A 25121-nucleotide genomic window follows, 5' to 3' on the forward strand; every position below is an offset into this window, starting at 1 on the left:
CCTCCGCCTCTGAGGCGGGGACGTCCGATGCTGAATGTCAGAAAGCCTACCCGGCGGATCAGGACGAGGCGGGGGCGTCCGCTCCCAGCGCAGAGCCGGTGGCCGCCGTGCCCTCCCGAGGCGTGAAACCGGCCAGTCCGTGCACCATGAAGGTGGACATGACCTCGAGGATCTCCTCGCGCTCGACATCATCCTGCGCGTCGTGCAGCAGCAGCGCCGTGGTCTGGGTGGCGGCGATGAGCCCCCGTCCGATGATCCTCGACTGCGCCGTGCTCATCTCGCGGAATGCCGTGAGCACCTCGGCCAGGTCGATCGCCATCTGGTCGAGCACCGCGCTCGCCCGCTCCTGCACCTCGTCGGAGATCGACTCGTTGCCGGTGAACAGCCTCAAGGCGTTCTGGACGGAGATCAGCTCGTAGAAACGGGTGATCCCGTAGCGCACCCGCTGCGTGGTGTCGCCCTCGAAGGCGCCGATCTCCCTCACCTCCGCCAGGAGGCCCACGGCGATGATGTCGATGACTTCCAGGTACAGCGTGACCTTCGAGTCGAAGTGCTGGTAGAGAACGGGCTTGGTGACCCCGGCGGCCGCCGCGATGTCGTCCATCGACGTGCCGTGATAGCCCTTCCGGGTGAACACCTGTGTGGCGAGCTCCAGGAGCTGGGTGCGACGCTGGGCGCGAGGCATCCGTGTGGTGGGTGACGGAGACATGCTCATCGACCTCCGGAGGGGATGACGGGGTCCGAGTGATGCGTGACACTCTACCGCCCCGTCACCGCCCGCCGGGACGGTTCGAACGTCCCCCGGGTGAGGTGGAATAGGGGAATGACGATGAGCAGGTCGAGCAGGACCACGAGCAGAGCGGACCGGAGCCCGAGCGAGGGGATCCGTCTGCTCGGACCCGACCTGGCCGCCCTCCCGGCGGTCCTCCCCGCCGCAGAGCTGGACGGCCCGCAGCGGGACGCGCTCGAGCTGCTGGTCTCCGGCGCCGACGTGATGGTGCACGGCGGGCCCTCGAGCGGACGCACGACGCTCGCCCTCGCAGCGGCGGCCCGGACCGGTGAGGGGACGCTGCTGCTGGCGCCGCGACGCCAGGCCGCCGGGCGCCTGCGCGACGCCCTCGCCGTGCACGGGGCCGGCGAGGTGCGGGCGATGACGCCGCCCGCCCTCGGCCACGCCCTCCTGAGGGCCGACGCCCTCTCCCGCGGTCTCGGCGAGCCGACCCTGGTCACCGGGGCGGAGCAGGACTCCCTGCTGGCGGAGCTGATCGCCGGACGGGAGAGCTGGAACCTCGACGTCGATCCGGGAGCCCGCACCCTGCCCGGCTTCCGCACCGAGCTGCGCGACCTCATCACCCGCGCCACGGAGCTCGGGCTGGCGCCGGGCGATCTGGACCGCCTCGGTCGTGAGCGCGGCAGGCCCGCCTGGTGCGACGCCGCGGCGATCCTGCGCGACTACCTCGGTGTGCTCGACCTCGAGGCCTCTGCTGCTCTGGATGCCGGGCCCCGCCTGGACTCCGGGGGCCTGGTGCGCCGCGCCGTCCGCCTGCTCGAGGACCCCCGGACCGCGGCCCCCTTCGACACCGTGGTGGTAGACGACGCCCAGGACCTCACCACCGCCGGCGTCGCCCTCGTGGCGGCGCTCGCCGCGGCCGGGTCGAGCGTGATGATCTGCAGCAGCCCGGACTCCGCGGTGGATACCTTCCGCGGCGCCCTGCCGGATGCCGCGGACCGACTGCGCGATCTCCTGCGTCGGCCGCTGTCCGAGATCACCCTCACCGGTTCCCCGGGGATCGCCCCGGGCATCGTGGCCGGGGTCGACTCCCTGCGCGGCCGGCTCCCGCTGGCCGGCGCCACGGCGGACTCCCGCCGCCCCCGAGCGGCCGACGGCCCCGGGATCGCCGTGCTCCAGGCCGACGACCCGCTCGATGAGGCGCGCCTGATCGGCTCCGCCCTGCGCGATCTGCACCACCGCGAGCAGATCGACTACGACGACATGGCCGTGGTGTGCCGCTCCGGCTCCGCCGTCGCCGACGTCGCCGATCTGCTCTCCCGCACCGGTCTGCCCGTGCGCGTGCCGCGCCGACCCCAGCCCCTGCGGGAGGTGCCGGTCATCGCGGACCTCCTCACAGTCCTGGAGGTCGGACTCGCTCCGGAGGGGACTCCCGTGGACCCGCAGGTGGCCGGTGACCTGCTGCGCGGTCCCTTCGGCGACGCGGACACGCTGCGGCTGCGGCGCATCCGGCGCCTCCTGCTGAGCGCGCAGCGCTCCCTGGACCCCGCCTCGGAGATCCCCAGCGACCAGTTGCTCGCGCGGGCGCTCGTGGAGCCGGAGGTCCCCGGCCTCCCGGACCCCGAGGACCGGGACCGCGCCGCCGCCCCGGTGCATCGGGTGCGCGCGATGATCCGGGCCGTGCGCGACCATCGCACGGCCGATGCCGAACAGATCATCTGGGAGGCCTGGGACGCCGCAGCGCTCGCCGGTGGCTGGCGCCGGGCGGCGCTCGGGGCCCCGGGCGATGTCGACGGGGCCCGTGCACGGCTCGCCGGTTCCCGACTGGATGCGCTGCTCGAGCTGTTCGCCGCGGCCGAGCGGCTCACCGCGCGCCGCCCCGGTGCGGGGGCCCTCGACCTCGTCGAGCAGATCCGCTCGCAGGCCGTCGTCGAGGACACGCTGGCCCCCGCCGCTGCCCCGCGCGGCCGGATCGCGGTGCTCACCCCCGCACAGATCGCCGGCGAGCATCGCGACACCGTCGTGCTCGCCCGGCTCCAGGAGGGGGCCTGGCCCGACCTGCGCCTGCGCTCGACGCTGTTCGGGGCGGCCGAGCTCTCCCTGCTGGCCGCCGCCCGGCCGGGCGCGGAGCTGCCCTCGGATCCCGAGTCGCTGCGGGCCATCCAGCGCAGCCAGGTGATCGCCGACGAGCTGCGGCTCGCGATCAGCGCCATGGCCCGGGCCAGCACCCGGGTGCTGGTCACCGCCGTCCAGGACGAGCAGCTCGAGCCGTCGGCCCTGCACGAGGCGATCGCGTCGCTCGCGGCGCGCGCCGGCGAGCCCTGGATCGACCTCGACCGGCTCCGTCAGGACCCGGGCCCGGCCCCTGATGCCCGACAGCTGGTCGCGGCGCTGCGCCGCAGGCTCCATGACGAGGACCCGCAGCGTGCGCACGATGCGGCACTGGCCCTGCACGCCCTCTCGCGCGCTGGCGCGCCCGGGACGGATCCGAGCAGCTGGTACCACCAGGATCCCAGCAGCACCGCGCCGTTGCACGACGAGGGCTCCGTCATCGGCCTGTCCCCGTCGGCCCTCGAACGGGCGGTGGACTGCCCGCAGTCGTGGCTCATGGAGCGCGCCGGCGGCACCCGCTCCGGCGGGCCCGCGCAGCTCATCGGCACCGCACTGCACCATCTCGCGCAGATCCATCCGCAGGGCCCCGAGGGCGGGGCCGAGGACCTGCTCGAGGAGCTGCACACCCTGCTGCGATCGGTGCCCGGCACCGAGACCTGGTCCGGGCGCCGCCGGGTGCGCCGGGCCGAGGACGCCGCGCGCCTGCTCGCCGAGCATCTGCGCACCGCGCCCGAGGCGCTCGCCGTCGAGGCCCCCTTCGAGGTGGACCTCGGGCGGGTGCGGCTGCGCGGCAGCATCGACCGGATCGAGGGGGATGCGACCGGACTGCGGGTCGTGGACCTGAAATCGGGGAAGAACGCGAAGTCCGCGGCCGCTGCGCAGGACGACCTCCAGCTGGCCGCCTACCAGGCCGCGGTACGTGACGGCGCGCTCGCCGAGCAGCTCGGGGACGACGCCCCGGAGCGGCTGAACGGGGCCCAGCTGGTCTACGTCGGCACCGGCGGGAAGAAGGCCGCCGTGCGCACCCAGATCGCGCCGGGCCAGGCGGAGGACCCGGCCTGGTTCGACTCCCTCGTCGCCCAGGTCTCCGAGGACGTCGCCGGCCGCGCGGTCACCGCACGCCTGAACTCCCATTGCTCCCACTGCGCCGTGCGCAGCAGCTGCCCGCTGCAGCCCGAAGGAGACCAGCTATGACAGAGCACATCGACCCCGAGCCCACCAGCCCCGACCGCACCAGCCCCGGGCGGCTCAGCGCAGGGACCCTCGCCGCCCTGCTGGACCAGCCCCCGCCCACGCCCGAGCAGGTCGCCGTCATCGAAGCCCCGCTGACACCGATGCTGGTCGTGGCCGGCGCCGGCTCCGGGAAGACGGAGACGATGGCCTCGCGGGTGGTGTGGCTGATCGCCAACGCGATCGTCGAGCCGCGCCAGGTGCTCGGGCTGACGTTCACCCGCAAGGCCGCCCACGAGCTCTCCGCCCGGATCTCCGCCCGGCTGACCGCCCTGGCCGCCGCGATGCGCGCCGAGGGCCTCACGCTGCCGCCCGGGCTCGAACGCGGCCACGACGAGCTGGTGGGGCAGCGCCCCCTGGTGCACACCTACAACGGCTTCGCCCTGGACCTGGTGCGCGAGCACGCCCTCGCCGTCGGCATCGACCCCGAGCTGACCATGATGTCGACCTCGGCGTCCTGGCAGCTCGCGCACTCGATCGTCGAGGGCTGGGACGACTCGCTGGACCTCGAGGCCTCGCCGGCCACGCTCACCGCCGCCCTGCTGTCGCTGACCTCCTCGATCGCCGACCACCTCGTGACCCCCGAGCAGCTGCGCGAGCATCTCCAGGAGATCCACGACCACCTCGGCGGGATCCCGCTCCAGGTCGAAGGACGCCGACGCACCACACCCAAGGCCGTCGCCTCCGTGCTCACCTCCCTCGAGTCCCGCCTCGCCCTGATCCCGCTGCTCGAGCGCTTCGCCCAGCTGCGGACCGACAGCTCCGCCCTGGACTTCGCCGACCAGGTCTCCCTCGCGGCCCGGGTGGCGCGCGAGGTGCCCGCCGCGAGCGCGCTCGCCCGACGCATGCACCGCGTGGTCCTGCTCGACGAGTTCCAGGACACCTCCGTCGCCCAGCTGCAGATGCTCACGGACCTGTTCGGCCCCGGGCATGCCGCGTGCGCGGTCGGGGATCCCCAGCAGGCCATCTACGGGTGGCGCGGCGCGTCGGCGGCCTCCCTCGCCGGCTTCGCGACGACGTTCGCCACCCCGGAGCAGCCCGTGCTGCAGCGCACCCTGTCCACCTCCTGGCGCAACGACCAGGCCGTGCTCGCCGTGGCGAACACTCTGGCCGCGCCGTTGCGCTCGGCCGACGCCGGACTCACCATCCCCGAGCTCCAGGCCCGCCCCGGCGCCGGTGAGGGCGCCGCGGAGATCCTCGAGGCCTCCGACGAACGGGCGGAGGCGCGCGCCATCGCCGACTGGATCCTCGCCCGCCGCGCCGAGATCTCCGAGGCGGTGCCCGCCGGGGCGGACGGGGCAGACCGCGCAGGGGGCTCGGCAGAGGCTGCGGAGCAGGCGTCGGCCGCCGTGCTGGTGCGCGCCCGCCGCCAGATCCCCGCCCTCGTCGAGGGGCTCGAGGAGCGCGGCCTCGCGGTCCACGTGGTCGGCCTCGGCGGGCTCCTGCATCGCCCCGAGGTGGCCGACGTGCGCGCCGTGCTGCAGTGCGCGCACGACCCGGGGCGCGGTGACGCCCTCATGCGCCTGCTCACCGGGCCGCGCTTCCGGCTAGGAGCCCGTGACCTCTCCGTGCTGGGCCGGTGGCGGGACCGGATGGGCTCACGCCTGCGCCGCACGGCCGACGCCCCCGGCGGCGAGGACGAGGCCGAGTCCGTCTCGCTCGTCGACGCCGTCGACGATCTCCCGCCCGACGGCTGGACCGACCCGTCGGGGCGCTCCCTGTCCACGTCCGGCCGGGACCGGCTCCGGCAGATCCAGCAGCTCCTGAGGGAGATGCGGCGTCTGCTGCCCCTGCCCCTGCCGGACCTCGTGACGGCCGCCGTGCGGGTCCTGGACGTGGACCTCACCCTGCTCGCCGCCGACCCCGGCTCGAGCGTCCTGGCGGACCTCGAAGCGCTGCGCGACCACGCCGCCGCCTTCGACCGCACCGCCCAGCGCGGCGGGCTCGGCGCCTATCTCGACCTGCTCGAGATCAGCGAGGACGAGGAAGCAGGGCTCGCCGTGTCCGCCTCACCCGAGCACACCGAGGAGGAGGGAGACGCCGGCGCGGTGACCATCGTGACCATGCACTCCGCGAAGGGCCTGGAGTGGGACCTGGTGGCCGTGGCCGGTCTCACCGAGGGCTCCGTGCCCTCCTACGACCTGCGCCGAGCGAAGACCGACGAGACGGGCCGGGTGCGGGTTCCGGACAACGGGTGGCTGGACAAGCTCGCGTCGGCGTCGGTCCCCACCGCGCTGCGCGGCGACGCGGACACCCTGCCCGAGCTGGCCTGGGCCGAGGCGGACACCCAGGTCGATGCCGAGGGGCTCATCGAGGACTACCGCTTCGCCCAGGGCGAGGAGTCCCTGCGCGAGGACCGACGGCTCATGTACGTCTCGGTCACCCGGGCCCGCCGGCGCCTGCTGCTGACCTCCGCCGCCTGGCGCGCAGGGCTGACCACCGCGCGCCCCCGCTCGCGCTACCTGGTCGAGATCCACGACCTGGTCCCCGAGCAGTTCCGCTCCGTCCAGGAGGTGCCCGAGACCAACCCGCTGGAGTCGGAGCGGCCTCAGGCGCAGTGGCCGCCACCGCCGGGGGAGCCCGAGCGGCGTCGTGCCCGCGCCGCCGGGATGATCGAGGGGATCACGGAGGATCTGGTGCCAGGGAGGTCGGCGCCGGAGGTCACGGACCCGGCTCTCGCCGAGACCGTGCGGCGGGCGATCGACGATCTCGAGCAGCAGGCCGCGCCTGCGCTCGTGCACTCCCCGCCGCGGCTGTCCGCCTCCCAGGTCGTGCACCAGGCCCAGGACCCGCGGGGCGCGGCGATCGACCTGCTGCGGCCCCTGCCGCGCCGGCCGTCACCGGCAGCCGCCCGGGGGACCGCCTTCCACGCCTGGCTCGAGTCCCGCTACGACAGCACCGCGCTGCTGGATCTGGAGGACGTCCTGGACTTCGGGGAGGACGAAGGGCCGCACCGTGATGACCTCGCCCTGCGGGAGGCCTTCGACGCCTCGCAGTGGGCGCATCGCACCCCGATCGCCGTCGAATATCCGGTCCAGACCAGAGTGGGGGAGATCGCCGTGCGGGGCGTCATCGACGCGGTGTTCGAGGACCCTGACAGCCCTGACAGCCCTGACAACGAGGCTCCCGACGCTCGGGGCGTCATCATCGTGGACTGGAAGACGGGCCGGGTGCCGCGGCCCGCTCAGCTGCGGGAACGAGCCCTCCAGCTGTCGCTGTACCGGCTGGCCTGGCACGAGCGCACGGGCCTCCCGCTGGAGCGGATCCGCACGGCATTCCACTTCGTGGCCGACGACGTCACCCACGAGGTGCAGCGCCATCCGTCCCGCGAACGGATCGCGGAGATGCTCACCGGGGGCTGATCGCGCCCGGGTGCGTCGTGCTCAGGCGTGCTCTTCGCGGGAGCCCGTGTCCTCGCGGGAGCGCATCTCCTCGTAGGCGCGCTCGGCCTCGTCGCGTGCGAGCTGCGCGAGATCGGCATCGAGGTCGGCGATCATGCCGCGGGCATCGGAGACGATCGAGTCGTCGCCGGTCTCCAGCCCGTGGGTGAGCCACTCGGCGACCGCGAACTCGCCGAGCGCCTGGGCCCTCTCCACCAGACGCGGGTGCGGCGCGGTGGGAAGCTCGTCGCGGTAGGCGGCGTAGAGGTCGTCGAAACGCTCGGGGTCCAGGGAGGAGATCAGCCAGGCCAGGTCCGAGGCGGCATCCGCGACCCGGGAGGAGGACCAGTCGCGCACGGCGCTGACGTCGTCACCGGAGGCGAAGAGGCTCTCCTCGGAGAGGTCGCCGTGGATGAACTGTGCCGTGATGTCCCACAGCTCCTGGTCGTCCAGCAGGGCCTCCCAGCGCTGGGAGACGGCCGCCGGGAGATGTCCGCTCTCTGCGGCCGTGGCGATGCGGGTGCGGTGCTCGGCATGGAGCACCTCGGGAGTGAAGGACTCCACACCAGCGGCTTCGGCCGCATAGCGCGGGACGGTGTGGATGCGGGCCAGGACCCGGCCCAGCGAGCGGGCGAGCTCGGGGGATCGCTGGAGATCCTCGAGCATCAGCGGCCGGCCCACCGGGGCCTCGGTGACCGCGGCGCGGCCTCCCTCGGAGAGCTTCACGAATCCCAGCACCGGAGGGATGATGCCGTGCAGCGGGGTCCCGGACAGGGCGTCCGCCACCTTCAGATCGCGTTCGAGGCGCACGCCGGAGGCGGTCGAGGCGGGGGAGAGGACCATGACCCGGCGACCCTGCTCGCCGATGACCCCGGCGACGTCGAGATCATCGATCGGGGTCGCGATCGGGGTGGTCCTGACCGGGATCAGACCGGGGACCGTCGCCGCGGCGAGAGCAGCCAGGGAATACGAGTTGCGATGCACGCGTCCACCGTACCCGGGTGGTCGGCCCGATCCACGTAGGCTTCCGGGTATGGCGAATCTCCGCGGCCCGCATCTGCACACCCCACTGACCCTCCTCAGCTCCGACCGGGACGCGCTCAGCCGCGTCGACCCGGCGATGGTCGCCCCCGGCGACGACGCCAGGTACCTGGTCTCGCGGGCGGGCGAGACGGCCTTCCAGGAAGGGGCGGACGGCTCTCTCCAGCTCGCCCTGGAGACCGCGGACCCCCGGGCCGGCGGCACCCAGCCGCTCGTGCTGCTGGGCGTACGGGACGGGCTGCGGATCCTCGCCGTCGAGATCCTCGAGACCAGTGCCGAGATCGACGATCCCGGCCGTGATCTCCGCGACCTCCGGCGCATCGCCGACCAGCTCGATCCGGCGGACGCCGACCTCGCCCTGACCGCGGTGGCCATGGGTGCCTGGCACCGGTCGATGCGGCACTGCCCCCTGTGCGGCGCTCTGCTCGAGGCCGAGGTGGGCGGCTGGGTGCTGCGCTGCCGCGACGACGGCTCCGAGCATTTCCCGCGCACCGACGCGGCCGTCATCATGGCGGTGCGCGACAGCGAGGACCGACTGCTCCTGGCCCGCAACGCGAACTTCCGCAGCCGCTTCTACTCGGTCCTGGCGGGCTTCGTCGAGCCGGGTGAGAGCCTCGAGAACGCCGTGGCCCGCGAGGTCGCCGAGGAGGTCGGGGTCACGGTCGAGGAGGTCGAGTACGTCGGCAGCCAGCCCTGGCCCTTCCCCCGCTCCCTCATGCTCGGCTACCGGGCCTGGGTCCCCGGAGCGGTGGAGCTCACACTCCAGGAGGACGAGATCGCCGAGGCGCGCTGGTTCACCCGCGAGGAGCTCGCCGCGGCGCTCGAGGCCGAGGAGATCGAGCTCCCGGGCAATGCCTCCCTCGGCCGTGCGCTGATCGACGACTGGTACGGCCGCTCCGCCCAGGCGTGAGGGACTCGCCATCCACAGCGGTGCCCGGAACGTCGGCCGCCGCTGGCAGGATGGCACCGATGACCGAACCAGCCCTGCCCCTCACCCCGACGACCCCCACCCCGGGCGACGCCGAGAGCATCCTCGCGGCGCTCGACCCGGAGCAGCGTGAGGTCGCCAGCACCTTCGGTGTGCCCCTGTGCGTCCTCGCCGGTGCGGGCACGGGCAAGACCCGCGCCATCACCCACCGCATCGCGTACGGGGTGGCCACGGGGCAGCTGAACCCGCGCCACGTGCTCGCGGTGACCTTCACCGCGAAGGCCGCCGCGGAGATGCGCTCGCGGCTGCGGGACCTCGGGGTGCCTGCCGTGCAGGCGCGCACCTTCCATTCCGCCGCCCTGCGCCAGCTGCGCCACTTCTGGCCTCGAGTGGTCGGCGGGCCCGTCCCGGAGATCATGGCGAACAAGTTCGCCGGCGTCGGCGAGGCCTGCCAGCGCCTGCATCTGAGCGTGGATCGGGCGGCGCTGCGGGACATCGTCTCCGAGGTGGAGTGGTCCCGGGTCACGATGCTCACCCCGGAGTCGTACCCCGAGGCGGCCGCCGCGGCGAAGCGTCCCGGCGTCGCGGGCTTCGACTCGCGGTCCATCTCCCGGATCCTCACCCAGTACGAGGAGGTCAAGAAGGAGCGCGGGGTCATCGACTTCGAGGACGTCCTGCTGCACCTCGTGGGCTTCCTCTCCGAACGGGCCGACGTCGCCCGCGAGATCCGCGGCCAGTACAAGCACTTCGTCGTCGACGAGTACCAGGACGTCTCCGCGCTCCAGCACACCCTGCTGCGGCTCTGGCTCGGGACCGGCGACGACCTCTGCGTCGTCGGCGACGCGGCCCAGACGATCTACACCTTCGCCGGCGCGCGCGCCTCCTACCTGCTGGGGTTCCGCAGCGAGTTCAAACGGGCCCGCACCATCCGGCTCGAGCGCAACTACCGCTCCACCCCGCAGATCGTGCGCCTGGCCAACACCGTCCTGGACGGCGCCCGCGGGCGCACCCGCGACAACCGGCTCACCCTGGTCGCCCAGCGGGAGGACGGCCCTCCACCGCTGGTGGAGTCCTTCCCCGACGACCCGGCGGAGGCCGACGGCATCGCCGACCGCATCGGGGCCCTGATCGCGGAGGGCCGCTCCGCCGCGGAGATCGCGATCCTGTTCCGCACCAACAGCCAGTCCGAGGCGTTCGAGCAGGCGCTCACGGCCCGGGGCATCGGCTACCTGGTGCGCGGCGGCGACCGCTTCTTCGAGCGCCAGGAGGTGCGGCGCGCCATGGTGTCGCTGCGGGCCGCCACCCGGGTCGAGCAGCTCGACCCGGGCCGCGCCGTGCGCGACATCCTCTCGCAGCAGGGTTGGTCCGAGACGGCCCCGGAGACCACCGGAGCGGTCCGGGACCGCTGGGACTCCCTGAACGCCCTCGTGGGGCTCGCGGACACCGTCACCGCCCGGCCCGGCGCCACGATGACCGATCTGGTCCGCGAGCTCGAGGAGCGCGCCGAGGCACAGTCGGCGCCGGTGGTCGACGGCGTGGCCCTCGCCTCCGTGCACGCCGCGAAGGGTCTCGAGTGGCCCGTCGTGTTCCTGGTGGGAGCGAGCGACGGGCTGATGCCGATCTCGATGGCGTCGACCCCGGCAGAGATCGAGGAGGAACGGCGACTGTTCTACGTGGCCCTCACCCGGGCCCGCGACCTGCTCACCGTGAGCTGGTCCGCGGCCCGCACGCCGGGGGCCCGGGGGAGTCGCCGAGCGTCCCGCTTCCTGGACGGCGCACTCGATCATCCCGACGCCGCCGGGAAGCGTCCGGGGGCCGACGCCCGCCGCACCGGGCGCCGCAGCGCGACCGTCTACTCCGAGTGCCGGGTGTGCTCCCAGGGGCTGATCTCCGCTCGCGAGCAGCGCCTGGGCCGGCACGAAGGGTGCCCTCCCACCGCGGATCCGGCGCTGCTGGAGGCGCTGCGGGCCTGGCGGCTTGATCGGGCGCGAGAGAACGGCGCCCCGGCCTATTCCGTCCTCACCGACGCCGCCCTCGAGGCGCTGGCCGAGCGCCGACCAGGCAGCGAGCGCGAGCTGCTCGCCGTCCCGGGTATCGGCCCCGGCAAGGCGGAGAGGTTCGGCCCAGCGCTCCTCGCGCTCCTCGCCGAGCACCCGGCCTAGAGTTCCGTCGGGCTCTCCCGGGCTCTCCCGGGCTCCTCGCAGAGCCGCGCCGGAAGCACTGAAACCGCAGGTCAAAAAATAGATGTGACTTCTGACGAACGTGTGTAGACTCATGCTCGTCAATCGTCCACGTCGTGGTCCGGGACACCGGGACGCGCGCATTCGAAAGGGGGTGGCCTCAGTGAACATCATCAGGAATCTTGCAGGAGATGGACTGCGCCCCCTCGGCGCGCCCTCCCTTCTGCAGCGCGAACGGGGCTATGCCCCCGCGGTGCCCAGCCTGAGCTGACGAGGCCTCCCCTCGCTGCCGGTGCGGCACCGCCGCCGCACCTCCGCCCGAAAGGGCTCGTCCCCCCGACGATCTTCAAAGCAGCGAGACGATGACTTCTCTACTCACCACATTCCTGAACCCCGCCGACACCGCAGCACATCTGCTGCCGTGCCACGACACGACCGCCGCGGACCTCTTCTTCTCCGAGCGTCCGGCTGATCTGGAGCAGGCCAAGAGCCTGTGCGCCGACTGCCCGCTCCTCCAGGAGTGCCGTCAGGGCGCCCTCGAGCGCGAAGAGCCCTGGGGCGTCTGGGGCGGGTCGATCTTCGATTCCGGCCGCATCATCGCCGTCAAGCGCGGCCGCGGTCGCCCGCGGAAGAACCCCGACCAGAACGCGGCATGAGCACCGTGACGGTCGCAGACCGCCACAGTGATCGCCCGAGCGGTCTCCCACCGCTCGGGACCGCATGCACGAGGGGCGAGACACCGTCATGGTGCCTCGCCCCTCGTCGTGCATCAGGCCGGTCGGATCAGGCTGTCTCCAGTCCCTGATCTCCTACCGCTCGTACCTCGCGGTACGTCGATCAGGAGCTGCAGGACTGCCTGGTCTCCTACCGCTCGTACCTCGCGGTACGTCGATCAGGCCTTGCCCAGGATGCGGTTGAGCTTGGTGCCGCACTCCGGGCACACGGCCTTCGCCATGCGGCGACCGTTGGAGACGACGACGTTGCCCTCGGCCTCCCGCTTCTCGCGGCACTTGACGCAGTAGAACTCTCCGGCATAGGTCTCGTCGGCCATATCCGCTCCTTGTGGGAATCGATGGTGGTGTTCGGTTCCCCGGACGCGCAGCTCTCGCCGCGAGGCCGGGATCGATCCACTGTAACGGGGGGCGGCGGAGGCGCACGAATCGAGAAGGTCCGAACGGGGCGGCCCGTCGCGCGCTTCGGGATCAGGAGGCTCAACGGGGAGCCGAGGAAGTGCGCGCGACGAACCGACATCGGAGGCCCCGTAGGCACGAAGAGGCCTGAAGGGCCGTGGGACCCCGGGGGCGCTCAGCACCACGCGCACCTTCCCCGTGTGCGTCCTGCTAGTTATCCCGGGGTCCCACGTGCAGGGAAACCTAGCCCCTGGGAGCGGCACCGGTCAAAGGGCCGTCGGGGACCGACTGTGGACAACCCCGCAATGGGTGTGGACAGGTTCGGGATGGCGCGGTGGCTACTGTGGAGGAAAGATTGTCTCTGCAGGTCACAGGCTCGAAAGGTTACCGCCTGTGGCGTCGGCTGTGGATGAATATTTTTCGTCCCAGATCGTGCCAGGCTTGTCCCCATGAGTGATCTCGTCCTTCAGGAGAATGTCGCCGGCCCCCGCGGGGAGCGGGTGATGGTGCGTCGTTCGGCGCGACGACGCCGCACGGTGTCGATCAACCGGCGCGACGGGGACCTCGTGATCGCGATCCCCGCGACGTTCAGCGCACGGCAGGAACGGGACTGGGTCACGAAGATGGTCGACCAGCTGGTCAGGAAAGAGGCCCGGACCACGACCACCCGGCGCGGTGATGAGGCTCTCGCCCGGATGGCCCGGGAGGTCAGTGAGGCATATCTCGGGGGCCGGGCGCACCCGGCCTCGGTCACCTGGTCCACCCGCCAGAACCAGCGATGGGGGTCCTGCACGCCGGCCGACGGCACGATCCGGCTCTCGCATCAGCTGCAGGACATGCCCGAGTACGTCGTGCGCTCGGTGATGATGCACGAGCTCGTCCATCTCCTCGTGCCGGGCCACGGCAAGGAGTTCCAACAGCTGATGGCGCTGTACCCGCAGGCGCAGAGGGCGCAGGGCTTCCTGGACGGGTTCTCGTGGGCGAAGAGCCTGCCGTCCCCGGCGCTGGACGACGATCTGGAGCGTGATCCGGAGGGACGAGCGGAGGGTCAGGCCGAGTAGCGGGCCAGGACCGGGGCGAGCGCGTCGAGCTTCGCCGCCATATCGGGCACCGTGCCTGCGGGCAGGTGGGCAGTCGAGCGGGACGGGCCGCCATCCAGGACCGGCCAGGGGACCCAGCGCACCTCGGGGGACTCGTCGCTCGTGGTCAGCGGCGTTGCGGAGGCCGGGGCTGGAGTGCGCAGGAGATACTGCACGTCCCAATGCTCTGCGCAGGCACCGAAGGCCGCATCGAGATGATGGCTGTGCAGGATCGCCGGGCCAGGCCCCACGCGCTCGAGCGTGGACAGACCGATCTCTTCAGCGACCTCGCGACGCGCGGCGAGCTCGAAGCTCCTCTCGCCCGCTTCGAGGTGCCCGCCGGGCTGCACCCAGAAGCCGCCCTTGCGATGCCACACCAGGGCGATGTGCTCGCCGGGGGCGTCGATCACCACGGCGCTCGCCGTGAGATGGCGGGGGCCGCCCTCGCGATAGAGGGCGTTCGGGGAGCTGTGCAGCAGTGCCGCGTACTCCTGGGCCAGCTCGGGGCCGGAGGCGGCGTCGCGGGCGAGCTGCAGCTCCGCGAACGCCGCCTCGAGGGGATCAGCGCTCATCGGGGGAGTCAGGCTCCTCGTCATCGCCGGGGTTCTCCTCATCGGAGGTCCCTTCACCGGAGTTCTCGCCGTCGTGAGGGCTGCCGCTGTCGTGAGGGCTTCCGCCGTCGGCGTCCGGGCGCAGACCGCCCTGCTCGTCCTCCCGGGGGACGGAACCGGAATCGGCCCCGCTGAGGAGCCGCTCGAGCTCCGCATCGAAGTCCGTGGGGATCTCCACGTCGGCCATGCCATCGGGAGCGTCCTCCGCAGCGCCCTGCGGGGGCTGCGGGGCCTGCGGCCGGCCGGAGAGCACCTCGGTGGTGGGCAGGAGATCAGGATGGTCCCAGGTCGCCTCGCGGCCCTGCTCACCCTCTGTGGCCAGCACGCTGTCCCACCAGGTGAGGGCTTCGCGCACGCGCCGGGGGCGCAGTTCGATACCGATCGTCCGGGCCAGCATCTGCTCGGCGGGGCCACCGGCGGCGCGGCGACGGCGCAGCACCTCGCGCATCGCCTCGAGCTCCGGGAGCTTCCCCTCGAGCGCCTTCGTCGTGACGTGGTCGACCCACGACTCGATCAGCGCCAAGGTCGTCGCGAGCTCCTCGAGCGCGCGCTCCTGGGAGGCCCGACGGGTGAACACGAACATCTCCTCGGGGCGTCGGGCCTGCATGGCCTGGGGGTCGGAGAGGTCCAGGTCCCGCACCATCTCGTCGAGGGCGTCGAGATCCAGGGTGATGCCGCGGGCGAAGTCCTCGATCGCGGAGAACAGCGCCTTGCCCAGCCACGGGGCCGCGCTGAACAGGGCGGTGTGGGCGATCTCGCGGGTGGCGAGGAAGATCCGTGCGGCGGAGGGATCCAGGGTGTGCGACGAGATCAGGTCGTCGACGTTCGCGGCGACCAGCGCCGGCTCGCCGTCACGGCCCAGGGGCAGCGACAGGTCGGTGGTGCCCGAGACCTCGCGGGCCAGGGAGCCGATCGCGTGGCCGAACTGGACGCCGAACATCGTGCCGCCGATGCGCTCCATCATGCCGGCGGGATCGCCGGGCAGCCCGGAGGCGTTCCCGCCCATCGCGGAGAGGTCTCCCATCTCGCCCATCTGCGAGGCGATGGCCTCACCGATCGCTCCGGCCATGTACTTCGCGACGGGCTCGACGATGGTCTTCCAATGCGGCAGCGTCCGATGCAGCCAAGTGCCGCGGCTGAACACGGCGAGATCGGCCGTGGGCACGTCGAAGGCGATCACGGGGTCCAGCCACAGCCGCGCGACCTGGGCGGCCTGGCGCAGATCGTGGATCTGGGCGTCGGTCGGATTGGGGTCCCCGGGGGTGCCGGTGGGCTCCGGTGCGCCGGGGACGCCAGCCATGCCGGCGGCGGTCCGCCGGGCGATGTCCTCGGCCATCTGCCAGTTCACCGGGTTGTCGCCCTGGGCGGCGAACATGCTCTGCATCTGCGCGGCGGCGGCGCGCAACTGCGCAGGGTCCTGGGGCAGGTTCGCCTGTTCGGCGAGCGCCGACAGGTCCAGCCCGTCGAGGGCGCCTTCGGGGAGCGCGTCCCCGAAGGTCTCCTTGAGGAAGCGCTTGAGCGCCTCCTCGTCCATATCGCCGGGTCCACCCGGGATCGGATCAGTGTTCATGGCCACCTCCAGCAGTCCGTGGGCGCCCAGCGTACCGAGACCATCCGGGAACAGGGTGAAGGCTTCGCGTGAGGCACAATGTCGGGGTGATAGACGACCAGTCCCGGCCCTCCCGAACCCAGCGGGCCCGCGCACTGCTCTCGCGCCAGGTCGAGGACGCGCAGCTCGCCCGCCCGGTGGTGGCCCTGGTCTCGATGGTGGTGCTGTGCCTGATGATCCTGGGCGCCTCGCTGATGCCGGTGCCGTACGTGATCGAGCAGCCGGGCCCGGCGATCGACGTGCTGGGCTCCTATGACGATGAGCAGATCATCGTGATCGACGGCGCGAAGACGTACCCCACCGAGGGGACGCTGATGATGACCACCGTCTCCGTCGATGGGGGGCCCGGCTACCGGGTGACCCCGGTCGAGGTGGTCGCCTCCTGGTTCGATCCCACGAAGTCCGTGCTGCCCCGCGAGGCGGTCTTCCCCGAGGGGCAGACCCGTGAGCAGACCGTGCTGACGAACTCCGTCGCGATGAGCACGTCCCAGCAGGGCGCGGTCGCCGTCGCCCTCGAGGAGCTCGGCATCGACTTCGACCCCGTGGTGCTGATCGGTGGAGTCGAGGAGGGCGCTCCGGCGGAGGGCACCCTCGAAGCCGGTGACGTCATCGTCACCGTGGACGGCCAGAGCGCGAAGGACGTCGCCGGTTACCAGAAGCTGGCCCTGAACACGCCGGAGGGTGAGCCCGTGCCGATGACCGTTCGTCGCGGCGGCGAGGAGATCGATCTGGAGGTGCCCGCCGAGACGGTGGACGGCGCCCCGAAGATGGGTGTCGTGCTCGCCTCCGGGTACGACTTCCCGATCGACGTCGAGATCGCCGTGGGAGACATCGGCGGCCCCAGCGCCGGGATGATGTTCTCCCTGTCGGTCTACGACGAGCTGACCCCGGGCGCGCTGACCGGCGACCACCGTATTGCCGGAACGGGCACCATCGCGGCGGACGGCACGGTCGGCGGGATCGGCGGGATCCGCCAGAAGATGGTCGGTGCGCACGACTCCGAGGCCGATTACTTCCTCGCCCCTGCGGCGAACTGCGACGAGGTCGTCGGCTACGAGCCCGACGGATTGGACGTCGTCGCGGTCTCCGACTTCGACGAGGCCCTCACGGCCACCGAGACCATCGCCGAGACCGGCAGCACCGACGGTCTTCCCACCTGTGACGACGTCGCGAAGACGTCGCAGAACGAGGATTCATGAGCAAGCGCAACCGACGCCGCACCCCGCCGAGCCCCACCGTGGTCTTCGACTACGGGGGAGTGCTCAGCGCCGGGCACGACCCGGTGCCGAGCATCCACGACCTGCTCGGCGGTGATATCGAGGCGATCCGTGAGGCGCTCTGGTCCCACCGTGACGCCTACGACCGGGGTGTCAGCACGCCGGAGGAGTACTGGGGCGCCGTGGCCACGGCCGCGGGTGTCGAGCAGCTCTCCGAGACCGAGATCAGCGAGCTCCAGGCGGCGGACAACCGGTACTTCCTGCGGATGGATCCCGCATCCCGGGAGCTTCTCCACGACCTCGCCCGCAATGGCGTGCGCCTGGCGCTGCTGTCCAATGCGTCCGAGGCGTTCGGCGAGGCGGTGCGTCGCGCCGACTGGTTCGAGGCCTTCACCCTCGCTGTCATCTCGGGTGAGGAGCGAGCGGTCAAGCCCGGCCGGGAGATCTACGAGATCCTGCTGGACGTCCTGGCCCACGAGACCGGGGGCGTGTCGATCCCGTCGGCCATCATCTTCTTCGACGACCGCGAGGAGAACGTCGCCGCCGCCCGGGCGCTCGGGATCGATGCGCACCTGTGGCCGCGCAACGGCGAGGAGCAGGCCGACGGCGCCGACGAGACAGATGGTGCCGAGCACGGGACGGCGATCGCGCGCCGCGTGCTCGCCGAACGGGGCGTCCCGCTGGACTGAGCCCCGCCGAGACAGAGGTTCTCGCCGCCCATCAGCACGGCGCCGAGAACCCACCACGGCACGAACTGGGCGACGGCCGCCCGGCTCCCGGTCGCGGTCACGAGTACGAGCAACGGCCACGAGTGCGAGCAGACGGTTCCACCGCGCGGTGCGGTCTCGATCACGGCGGCACCATGGAGGAACCACAGCGGCTGTATCGGGGAGCGCCTAGGCTCGAGCCGTGGACGAACCCGCGATGACATCCCCGAGCGACGCCCTGGGCTCCCGCGGTTTTCCGCTGCTGGTGGGCCTGCACCTGGTTGCGGCTGTGCTCGCGGCCTCGAGCGGCTATCTCGCCCGCTGGTCCTTCCACGAGAGCACCCAGTTCGAGGTCGATGCGGCCCGTCTCGAGCTGCTCGTGCTCGTCGCCGTGGTCGGCGGTCTGCTCTCCCTGGCCCTGCAGGTGACGGCGCTCCTGGTGCCGAGCATCGCCGCACGACCGGCACGGCTGCTCGCGCAGGGAATCGGGGTAGTGGTGAGTGCGGTGCCGGTCGCGGTCATCACCCTGGCAGGGTTCCTCACCTTGGGTTCACTGCTCCCGCAGGCCGGGGACGTGATGAGCCTCCTCGTGGGACTGGCGTTCCTGGCCTGCCTGTCCGGTTCCGGCTACCTCGTCCTCGCCCGCTCGCAGCGGTGCTGGGCGGTGCTGCTGCTCGCGGCGAGCTCGGCCCTCGTGGTGTCGTTCTTCGGTGCCTGGTGGTTCGTCAACGGTCTCGCCCTCGTGCTGAAGCTCCTGGGGCTCGATTCGGCGACGGCGGGGTAGAGTCGGACAGGCGACACATCCCGTGCGGCACCGCTTTGCGGCGCGCCGGTGAGAATCCACCAGACCCCTCTCCGAACAGGAACACGCGTTGGCTGAATTCATCTACTCCATGTACAAGGCCCGGAAGGCTGTGGGCGAGAAGGTCATCCTCGATGACGTCTCCATGAGCTTCTACCCGGGTGCGAAGATCGGCATGGTCGGCCCCAACGGCGCCGGCAAGTCGACGATCCTGAAGATCATGGCCGGGCTGGACACCCCCAGCAACGGCGAGGCGAAGCTCTCGCCCGGCTACAGCGTCGGCATCCTCCTCCAGGAGCCGCCGCTGGACGAGTCCAAGACCGTCCTGGAGAACGTCCAGGAGGGCATGGGCGAGCTGTTCAAGAAGGTGCAGCGCTTCAACGCCATCGGCGAGGAGATGGCCGAGCCCGACGCCGACTTCGACGCGCTGATGGCCGAGATGGGCACGCTCCAGACGGACATCGACGCCGCCAACGGCTGGGACCTCGACTCCCAGCTCGAGCAGGCGATGGACGCACTGCGCTGCCCGCCCGGCGACGAGAAGGTCACCCACCTCTCCGGTGGTGAGCGGCGCCGTGTGGCGCTGTGCAAGCTGCTCCTGGAGAAGCCCGACCTGCTGCTGCTGGACGAGCCCACCAACCACCTCGACGCCGAGAGCGTGCTGTGGCTCGAGCAGCACCTCACGCAGTACGAGGGCGCCGTCATCGCCGTCACCCACGACCGGTACTTCCTGGACCACGTGGCCCAGTGGATCGCCGAGGTCGACCGCGGTCACCTGTACCCCTACGAGGGCAACTACTCCACGTACCTGGAGAAGAAGGAGGAGCGCCTCAACGTCCAGGGCAAGAAGGACCAGAAGCTCGCCAAGCGCCTCAAGGAGGAGCTGGAGTGGGTGCGGTCCAACGCCAAGGGCCGCCAGGCGAAGTCGAAGTCCCGTCTCGCCCGCTACGAGGAGATGGCCGAGGAGGCCGAGCGCACGCGCAAGCTCGACTTCGAGGAGATCACGATCCCGCCGGGCCCGCGCCTGGGCAACCAGGTCATCGACGCCAAGAACCTCAAGAAGGGCTTCGGCGAGCGGGTGCTCATCGACGGGCTCTCCTTCACCCTGCCGCCCAACGGCATCGTGGGCGTCATCGGCCCCAACGGCGTCGGCAAGACCACGCTGTTCAAGACGATGGTGGGCCTCGAGCCGATCGACGACGGCGAGCTGAAGATCGGCAAGTCCGTGCAGATCAGCTATGTCGACCAGAACCGCGAGAACATCGACCCGGAGAAGAACCTCTGGGAGGTCGTCTCCGACGGGCTGGACTACATCCAGGTCGGCAAGGTCGAGATCCCTTCGCGGGCCTATGTCAGTCAGTTCGGCTTCAAGGGACCTGATCAGCAGAAGAAGGCGGGGATCCTCTCCGGTGGTGAGCGCAACCGCCTGAACCTCGCTCTGACCCTCAAGCAGGGCGGCAACGTGCTCCTGCTCGATGAGCCCACCAACGACCTCGACGTGCAGACGCTCGGCTCGCTCGAGAACGCCCTGCTGGAGTTCCCCGGCTGCGCCGTGGTCGTCTCCCACGACCGCTGGTTCCTGGACAGGGTCGCGACCCACATCCTGGCCTACGAGGGCACCGAGGAGGACCCGTCGAACTGGTACTGGTTCGAGGGCAACTTCGAGTCGTACCAGACCAACAAGGTCGATCGTCTCGGTGCGGAGGCCGCTCGTCCTCACCGCATGACCTATCGTCGCCTGACCCGCGACTGAGGTCCCGCTCCTAGCGGAGCGGTTCCGACGGCCGGCGCCCCACGTCCGATCACCCGGTGATCGACGTGGGGCGCCCGCCGTCCGACGGAAGAGTCTTCAAGCCTTCGGGCCTTCGAGCCTTCGATCCGAGGGGCTGTCGAGTCGTCGAGCCCTCGGGACGACGTTCCGGATTCGGTCCTTTCCTGCAGGCAGGAGAGGTTCCGTCATCCCTCCAGAAAGATCTTGCAGAAGATGCCCGGACCGTGCTTCCGGGAGGAGTCACGTGGGCCGCATCGGTGCAGGCCATGGGTGAGGATCCACCAGTGCCGGCGACCTTCTGGCCCCGCGCAAGATCGGCGCAAGGGGAGCGGGGATCCCGGGTACTCTACGAGCATGAAGTCGCTCTCCACGATCACGGTGTCCTCGGAACTCCCCGGCGCCCTCGAGCCCCTGCGCGAGCTCGCCCTGAACCTGCGGTGGACCTGGCGGCGGCAGACCGTCGACCTGTTCCGCTCCCTCGATCCCGAGGCCTTCACCACGAGCGGCGAGAACCCCATCGCGATGCTCCCGCGCGTGCCGGCGGGACGACTCGCCGAAGCCGCCCGCGATGAGTCGTTCCTGGGCCGCATGCGCTCCGAGGTCGGCGACCTGCGCACCTACCTCGAATCCGGCCGCTGGTTCCAGCGCATGGTCCCCGGAGCCTCGGCCACCGGTGTCACCGGGGCCCCGTCGGTCGCCTACTTCTCGATGGAGTTCGGGATCAGCCCGACGCTGCCGATCTACTCCGGCGGTCTGGGCATCCTGGCCGGCGACCACCTGAAGTCCGCGTCGGACCTCGGGGTGCCGCTGGTCGCCATCGGCCTGCTCTATCAGTGGGGCTACTTCTCCCAGTCCCTGGACCGCTCGGGCTGGCAGCAGGAGAACTATCAGCACAACGACCCCGGCAAGCTCCCCGTCGAGCCCGTGCGCGGGGCCGAGGGGGAGCAGCTGACCGTCTCGGTCGTCCTCCCCGATGGCCGCGAGGTCGCCATCGCCCTGTGGAAGGCCCAGGTGGGCCGGATCCCTCTGCTCCTGCTGGACACCAACCTCGAGGTCAACGACGAGGAGGCTCGGCAGATCACCGATCGGCTCTACGGCGGCGATCATGAGCACCGCATCGTCCAGGAGATCGTGCTGGGCATCGGTGGTGTGCGCGCCGTGGAGGCCTTCACCGCCGCGACCGACTTCCCCGCCCCGACCGTCTTCCACCTCAACGAGGGCCACGCCGGCTTCTCGGGCCTCGAGCGCGTGGGCCGGCTCATGCAGGGCGGCGCCGCGTTCTCCGAGGCCGTCGCCGAGGTGCGCGCCGGGACCGTGTTCACGACCCACACGCCGGTCCCCGCGGGCATCGACCGCTTCGAGGCGGGTCGTCTGCGTCAGTACCTGGGCGCAGATGACTCCGGGATCTCTCGGCTGATCCCGGCGCTGCCGGTCGAGGCCGCGCTCGCCCTGGGCATCGAGGAGGGCGGGGACGTCTTCAACATGGCTCAGCTCGGCTTCCGCATCGCCCAGCGCTCCAACGGCGTCGCGAAGCTCCACGGCGCCGTGTCCCGTGCCATGTTCCAGGACCTGTACCCGGGCTTCGACGTGCCGGAGGTGCCGATCGGGTCGGTCACCAACGGCGTGCACCGTCGCACCTGGACCTCCTCGGTCATGGACGACCTGTTCAAGAAGGCGCTCGGCGATGTCGACGTCTCCTCGCTCAGCGACTGGAGCGCCCTGTCGACCCTCAGCGACCACGAGCTCACCGAGGCCCGGGACACGCTGCGCGAGGCCCTGGTGACGATGGCTCGTTCCCATGTCCGGGAGTCCTGGCTGCGCCGCGGCGCGGATGCGGCCGAGCTCGCCTGGACCGATCACATCCTCGACCCCAAGGCGCTGACCATCGGTTTCGCCCGTCGTGTGTCGACCTACAAGCGGCTCACCCTGATGCTCAGCGACCCCGAGCGGTTCAAGCGCATCCTGCTGGACCCGGAGCACCCGGTCCAGATCGTCATCGCCGGCAAATCGCATCCGGCGGATCGTCCCGGCAAGGAGTTCCTCCAGCAGCTGGTGCAGTTCGCCGACGACCACGGGGTGCGCCATCGGATCGCGTTCCTGCCCGACTACGACATCGCGATGGCCTCCGTGCTGATCGCCGGTTCCGACGTCTGGCTGAACAACCCGATCCGTCCCGAGGAGGCCTCCGGCACGTCCGGGATGAAGGCCGTGCTCAACGGCGGCCTCACGTTCTCCGTCTCCGACGGCTGGTGGGACGAGATGAAGGACGACGAGGCCGGCTGGACGATCCCCACGGCGGGCGTCGAAGACCAGTCCGAGCGCGACCGGCTCGAGGCCGAGGCGCTCTACGAGATCCTCGAGGGACAGATCGTGCCGCAGTTCTACGAGCGGGATGCCCGGGGCCTGCAGCACACCTGGATGACCACGGTCCGGTCCTCGCTGGTGGGGATCGCCCCGCAGATCACCGCGGCCCGCATGGTGCGCGACTATGTCACCGAGCTGTACCTCCCTGCCGCTCGCTCCGCCTCCGCGTTCCTCGCGGATCCGTCGCTCGCGTCCACGTTCACGGCCTGGAAGGCCGAGGTGCAGGCGGCCTGGTCCGGCGTGCGCGTCACGGCGGTGTCCCTCGAGGGCGCCGCGGACGGTGCGGTGTCCAGCGGCGCCGAGATCTCCCTCGTCGCCGAGGTGGACCTCGGCGGCCTGCGCGATGAGGACGTCCTCGTCGAGGCGGTCCTGGGTACGGTCGGCGTCGATGATGAGATCATCGACGCCCACCTGATCCCGCTGCAGCGTGAGGAGGACGGCCGTTGGACTGCTCGCCTTGCGCTCTCCGTCCCCGGCGAGGTGGGATACACCGTGCGGGTCACCCCGCAGCATCCGGTGCTCGCGCACCGTGCAGAGCTCGGGCTGGTCGCGACCGCCTGAGCAGTCCGCAGCACCCGAACGGAAGGTCCCGACCCCGTGCCGACTCGTCGTCAGCTCCTGCTCTCCTCCGCGGCGATGGGGGTGGCCGGGATCGGGGCCCTCACCGGGTGCTCCGAGGAGACGCCCCTGGACGTCGATGACGCCGACACCCTGCGGATGCGGGTGTGGGACGACGCCGCGGCCTCGGCCTACGAGACGTCCCTGGCGGCCTTCACGAAGGAGTCCGGCATCGACGTGCACGTCGAGGTGATCGGCTGGGACGACTACTGGAAGCAGCTCCCGCTGGATGTCGCGGGGGAGTCCCTGCCGGATGTGCTGTGGATGAACACGGCGAATCTCGCGGAGGCCCATGCCAGCGGGCAGCTGCTCGAGATCGGCGAGGTCGTGGGCGACGCCGCCGCGCAGTGGGAGAAGACCGCCACCGATCTCTACCGGATCGACGAGGCCCTGTGGGGCGTGCCCCAGATCTGGGACCAGAGCATCCTGGTCGCCCACCAGGAGCTCGTCGACGCCGCAGGAGGGGACGCCGCGGAGCTGAGTTTCGAGCCCGGCGCCGAGTCGGACGGCCTGCGCGACCTCGCGCGCGAGATCACCGTGGACGGTGAGGGCTTGCATCCCGGAGACGACGGGTTCGACGCCGCCGCCCGCGCGGCGTTCGGGTTCAGCGCGCACCCGGACCGCTCGGCGGTGCTGGGCCCCTTCATCGCCGGCCACGGAGGTGCATGGCAGGACGAGGAGGGCACCTTCACCTTCGCCTCGCCGGAGGGGATCGAGGCCGTGCAGTACCTCGCGGACCTCGCGGCGGGCCATCTCGCGCCCGACGGCGCCGAAGCGGTCGCCGACGAGGCCTTGTGCCAGAGCCAGTTCGTGGACGGCAAGCTCGGTCTGCTGCAGACGGGGACCTACGACCTCCATGTCCTCGCCGACGGGATCAAGGACGCGTTCCCCTGGTCCGTCAATCCGCCGGTCGCCGGGACGGAGGGATCCCACCCCCTGGTGCATGCGGTCGCGGCGGTCGGGATCACGCCCGACGACGACGATGAGCGCGAGGAGGCGATCGGGAAGCTGCTGAGCTGGCTGGGGAGCGTCGAGGGACAGCGACCGCTCGCGGAGAACCGCCTCGGCATCCCGGCCCACCGCGACCTGCACAGCGTCTGGCAGGAGGAATGGAAGGCCGGCGGCGTGGATGTCTCCCTCCTCGCGGAGGCGCCCGACGACGTGGCCCTCCCGGAGACCGGGAACCGGTCGGCAGAGGGCACAGGGGCCGCGCTCCCGCTCATCGCCGAGGTCTTCACCGGCAAGGCGACCGCCGCCGACGCGCTGCCGGAGGCCCAGGACGCGGCGACGGCCGCCTCGGGTTGATCCGCTCAGCCCATGGCAGGGCCGTCGCGGGCGGCAGGAACCTCGACGAAGAGCTCATCGGGCACTAGGCGGCCCGCGGTCTCGACGATCACGACGACCATGTCCGTGCCCGCCCAGGTCTGATGCACCTCTCCGGGCTCCCAGAATGCTGCCTGCGGCGCTGACGGACCCATTTCAGGGTGGACCGCCGGCCTGCCTATACTGGCCCGCGGACACGGGGTGCGCCGTCCGGCGCTGAGATCACACCCGTGGAACCTGATCTAGTTCGTACTAGCGAAGGGATGTCCTCAGTGGCTCCGTCGTACCC

At 71.5% G+C, this 25121-nt stretch carries 18 protein-coding genes and 1 riboswitch; of the genes, 12 read left to right on the forward strand and 6 right to left on the reverse strand.

The genetic code is table 11. The features are described 5' to 3' along the window. Positions 1-58: 58 nt before the first annotated feature. Positions 59-709 carry a TetR/AcrR family transcriptional regulator gene (locus ACT3UL_RS13225; RefSeq protein WP_193116220.1) on the reverse strand — a complete coding sequence of 217 codons (651 nt, stop codon included), beginning with the start codon at positions 707-709 and terminating at the stop codon, positions 59-61. Positions 710-829: 120 nt separating this feature from the next. Here ACT3UL_RS13225 and ACT3UL_RS13230 point away from each other — a divergent pair, with 120 nt between their 5' ends. After that, positions 830-4036: a PD-(D/E)XK nuclease family protein gene (locus ACT3UL_RS13230; RefSeq protein ID WP_444578718.1), complete on the forward strand. Its 3207-nt coding sequence runs from the start codon at positions 830-832 to the stop codon at positions 4034-4036. After that, positions 4033-7434, forward strand: a complete 3402-nt coding sequence (locus tag ACT3UL_RS13235) for an ATP-dependent helicase (RefSeq protein ID WP_444578719.1) — start codon at positions 4033-4035, stop codon at positions 7432-7434. The genes ACT3UL_RS13230 and ACT3UL_RS13235 overlap by 4 nt, the downstream gene beginning before the upstream one ends. Before the next feature lie 21 nt (positions 7435-7455). Here the strand turns inward: ACT3UL_RS13235 and ACT3UL_RS13240 are convergent, their stop codons facing one another. Further along, entirely contained in the window at positions 7456-8436 is a 981-nt protein-coding gene (locus tag ACT3UL_RS13240; protein ID WP_444578720.1) for a phosphotransferase, read from the reverse strand. Between the two features lie 49 nt (positions 8437-8485). Here ACT3UL_RS13240 and nudC point away from each other — a divergent pair, with 49 nt between their 5' ends. The 3 genes from nudC (at position 8486) to ACT3UL_RS13255 (ending at position 12257) form a co-directional block, all read left to right on the forward strand. Next, a complete protein-coding gene (gene nudC, locus ACT3UL_RS13245; RefSeq protein ID WP_444578721.1) occupies positions 8486-9403 on the forward strand; it encodes an NAD(+) diphosphatase in 918 nt (305 codons plus the stop codon). Between the two features lie 59 nt (positions 9404-9462). Beyond that, positions 9463-11583 (forward strand): ATP-dependent DNA helicase UvrD2, encoded by a 2121-nt coding sequence (locus ACT3UL_RS13250; protein WP_444578722.1) that lies wholly within the window; start codon positions 9463-9465, stop codon positions 11581-11583. A gap of 380 nt (positions 11584-11963) precedes the next feature. Continuing rightward, positions 11964-12257, forward strand: coding sequence for a WhiB family transcriptional regulator (locus ACT3UL_RS13255; RefSeq protein WP_444578723.1), 294 nt, complete (start codon positions 11964-11966; stop codon positions 12255-12257). Positions 12258-12493: 236 nt separating this feature from the next. Here the strand turns inward: ACT3UL_RS13255 and ACT3UL_RS13260 are convergent, their stop codons facing one another. Next, complete coding sequence (locus ACT3UL_RS13260; protein WP_010551122.1) at positions 12494-12652, reverse strand: DUF5679 domain-containing protein; 159 nt, start codon at positions 12650-12652, stop codon at positions 12494-12496. A gap of 528 nt (positions 12653-13180) precedes the next feature. On the opposite strand from ACT3UL_RS13260, the gene ACT3UL_RS13265 reads away from it, so the two are divergent. After that, the gene (locus ACT3UL_RS13265; RefSeq protein ID WP_444578724.1) at positions 13181-13792 is read left to right on the forward strand and encodes a M48 metallopeptidase family protein; all 612 of its coding nucleotides are present in this window, start codon (positions 13181-13183) and stop codon (positions 13790-13792) included. Here the strand turns inward: ACT3UL_RS13265 and ACT3UL_RS13270 are convergent. Together ACT3UL_RS13270 and ACT3UL_RS13275 are read right to left on the reverse strand one after the other, a co-directional pair. Beyond that, positions 13780-14382 carry an NUDIX hydrolase gene (locus ACT3UL_RS13270; protein WP_444578725.1) on the reverse strand — a complete coding sequence of 201 codons (603 nt, stop codon included), beginning with the start codon at positions 14380-14382 and terminating at the stop codon, positions 13780-13782. The genes ACT3UL_RS13265 and ACT3UL_RS13270 overlap by 13 nt on opposite strands. Further along, positions 14372-15991 carry a zinc-dependent metalloprotease gene (locus ACT3UL_RS13275; protein WP_444578726.1) on the reverse strand — a complete coding sequence of 540 codons (1620 nt, stop codon included), beginning with the start codon at positions 15989-15991 and terminating at the stop codon, positions 14372-14374. The genes ACT3UL_RS13270 and ACT3UL_RS13275 overlap by 11 nt, the downstream gene beginning before the upstream one ends. 86 nt (positions 15992-16077) lie before the next feature. Here ACT3UL_RS13275 and ACT3UL_RS13280 point away from each other — a divergent pair, with 86 nt between their 5' ends. The 6 genes from ACT3UL_RS13280 (at position 16078) to ACT3UL_RS13305 (ending at position 24814) form a co-directional block, all read left to right on the forward strand. Continuing rightward, positions 16078-17229: a YlbL family protein gene (locus ACT3UL_RS13280; protein ID WP_444578727.1), complete on the forward strand. Its 1152-nt coding sequence runs from the start codon at positions 16078-16080 to the stop codon at positions 17227-17229. Next, positions 17226-17936 carry an HAD family hydrolase gene (locus ACT3UL_RS13285; RefSeq protein WP_444578728.1) on the forward strand — a complete coding sequence of 237 codons (711 nt, stop codon included), beginning with the start codon at positions 17226-17228 and terminating at the stop codon, positions 17934-17936. The genes ACT3UL_RS13280 and ACT3UL_RS13285 overlap by 4 nt, the downstream gene beginning before the upstream one ends. Positions 17937-18171: 235 nt before the next feature. Beyond that, entirely contained in the window at positions 18172-18738 is a 567-nt protein-coding gene (locus tag ACT3UL_RS13290) for a hypothetical protein (protein WP_444578729.1), read from the forward strand. Between the two features lie 88 nt (positions 18739-18826). Then, a complete protein-coding gene (ettA, locus tag ACT3UL_RS13295; RefSeq protein WP_444578730.1) occupies positions 18827-20509 on the forward strand; it encodes an energy-dependent translational throttle protein EttA in 1683 nt (560 codons plus the stop codon). 372 nt (positions 20510-20881) lie between these two features. Continuing rightward, on the forward strand, positions 20882-23452 hold the full coding sequence (gene glgP / locus ACT3UL_RS13300) for an alpha-glucan family phosphorylase (protein ID WP_444578731.1): 2571 nt from the start codon (positions 20882-20884) through the stop codon (positions 23450-23452). 36 nt (positions 23453-23488) lie between these two features. Beyond that, positions 23489-24814, forward strand: a complete 1326-nt coding sequence (locus ACT3UL_RS13305; RefSeq protein ID WP_444578732.1) for an ABC transporter substrate-binding protein — start codon at positions 23489-23491, stop codon at positions 24812-24814. 5 nt (positions 24815-24819) lie between these two features. Here the strand turns inward: ACT3UL_RS13305 and ACT3UL_RS13310 are convergent, their stop codons facing one another. Next, positions 24820-24942 carry a hypothetical protein gene (locus ACT3UL_RS13310; protein ID WP_444578733.1) on the reverse strand — a complete coding sequence of 41 codons (123 nt, stop codon included), beginning with the start codon at positions 24940-24942 and terminating at the stop codon, positions 24820-24822. Between the two features lie 77 nt (positions 24943-25019). Continuing rightward, positions 25020-25113, forward strand: a riboswitch (TPP riboswitch). The last annotated feature ends 8 nt before the right edge of the window (positions 25114-25121 follow it).

The organism is Brachybacterium sp. 107 (assembly GCF_052379725.1).
Classification (GTDB): domain Bacteria; phylum Actinomycetota; class Actinomycetes; order Actinomycetales; family Dermabacteraceae; genus Brachybacterium.

Excerpts from the sequence above, each read along its gene's own strand:
- ACT3UL_RS13230 (WP_444578718.1), top strand. The coding sequence starts at position 830 with ATGAGCAGGTCGAGCAGGACCACGAGCAGAGCGGACCGGAGCCCGAGC.
- glgP (WP_444578731.1), top strand. The coding sequence starts at position 20,882 with ATGAAGTCGCTCTCCACGATCACGGTGTCCTCGGAACTCCCCGGCGCC.
- ACT3UL_RS13235 (WP_444578719.1), top strand. The coding sequence starts at position 4,033 with ATGACAGAGCACATCGACCCCGAGCCCACCAGCCCCGACCGCACCAGC.
- ACT3UL_RS13260 (WP_010551122.1), bottom strand. The coding sequence starts at position 12,652 with ATGGCCGACGAGACCTATGCCGGAGAGTTCTACTGCGTCAAGTGCCGC.
- ACT3UL_RS13275 (WP_444578726.1), bottom strand. The coding sequence starts at position 15,991 with ATGAACACTGATCCGATCCCGGGTGGACCCGGCGATATGGACGAGGAG.
- ACT3UL_RS13270 (WP_444578725.1), bottom strand. The coding sequence starts at position 14,382 with ATGAGCGCTGATCCCCTCGAGGCGGCGTTCGCGGAGCTGCAGCTCGCC.
- ACT3UL_RS13225 (WP_193116220.1), bottom strand. The coding sequence starts at position 709 with ATGTCTCCGTCACCCACCACACGGATGCCTCGCGCCCAGCGTCGCACC.
- ACT3UL_RS13255 (WP_444578723.1), top strand. The coding sequence starts at position 11,964 with ATGACTTCTCTACTCACCACATTCCTGAACCCCGCCGACACCGCAGCA.
- ACT3UL_RS13285 (WP_444578728.1), top strand. The coding sequence starts at position 17,226 with ATGAGCAAGCGCAACCGACGCCGCACCCCGCCGAGCCCCACCGTGGTC.
- nudC (WP_444578721.1), top strand. The coding sequence starts at position 8,486 with ATGGCGAATCTCCGCGGCCCGCATCTGCACACCCCACTGACCCTCCTC.
- ACT3UL_RS13265 (WP_444578724.1), top strand. The coding sequence starts at position 13,181 with ATGAGTGATCTCGTCCTTCAGGAGAATGTCGCCGGCCCCCGCGGGGAG.
- ACT3UL_RS13290 (WP_444578729.1), top strand. The coding sequence starts at position 18,172 with ATGACATCCCCGAGCGACGCCCTGGGCTCCCGCGGTTTTCCGCTGCTG.
- ACT3UL_RS13250 (WP_444578722.1), top strand. The coding sequence starts at position 9,463 with ATGACCGAACCAGCCCTGCCCCTCACCCCGACGACCCCCACCCCGGGC.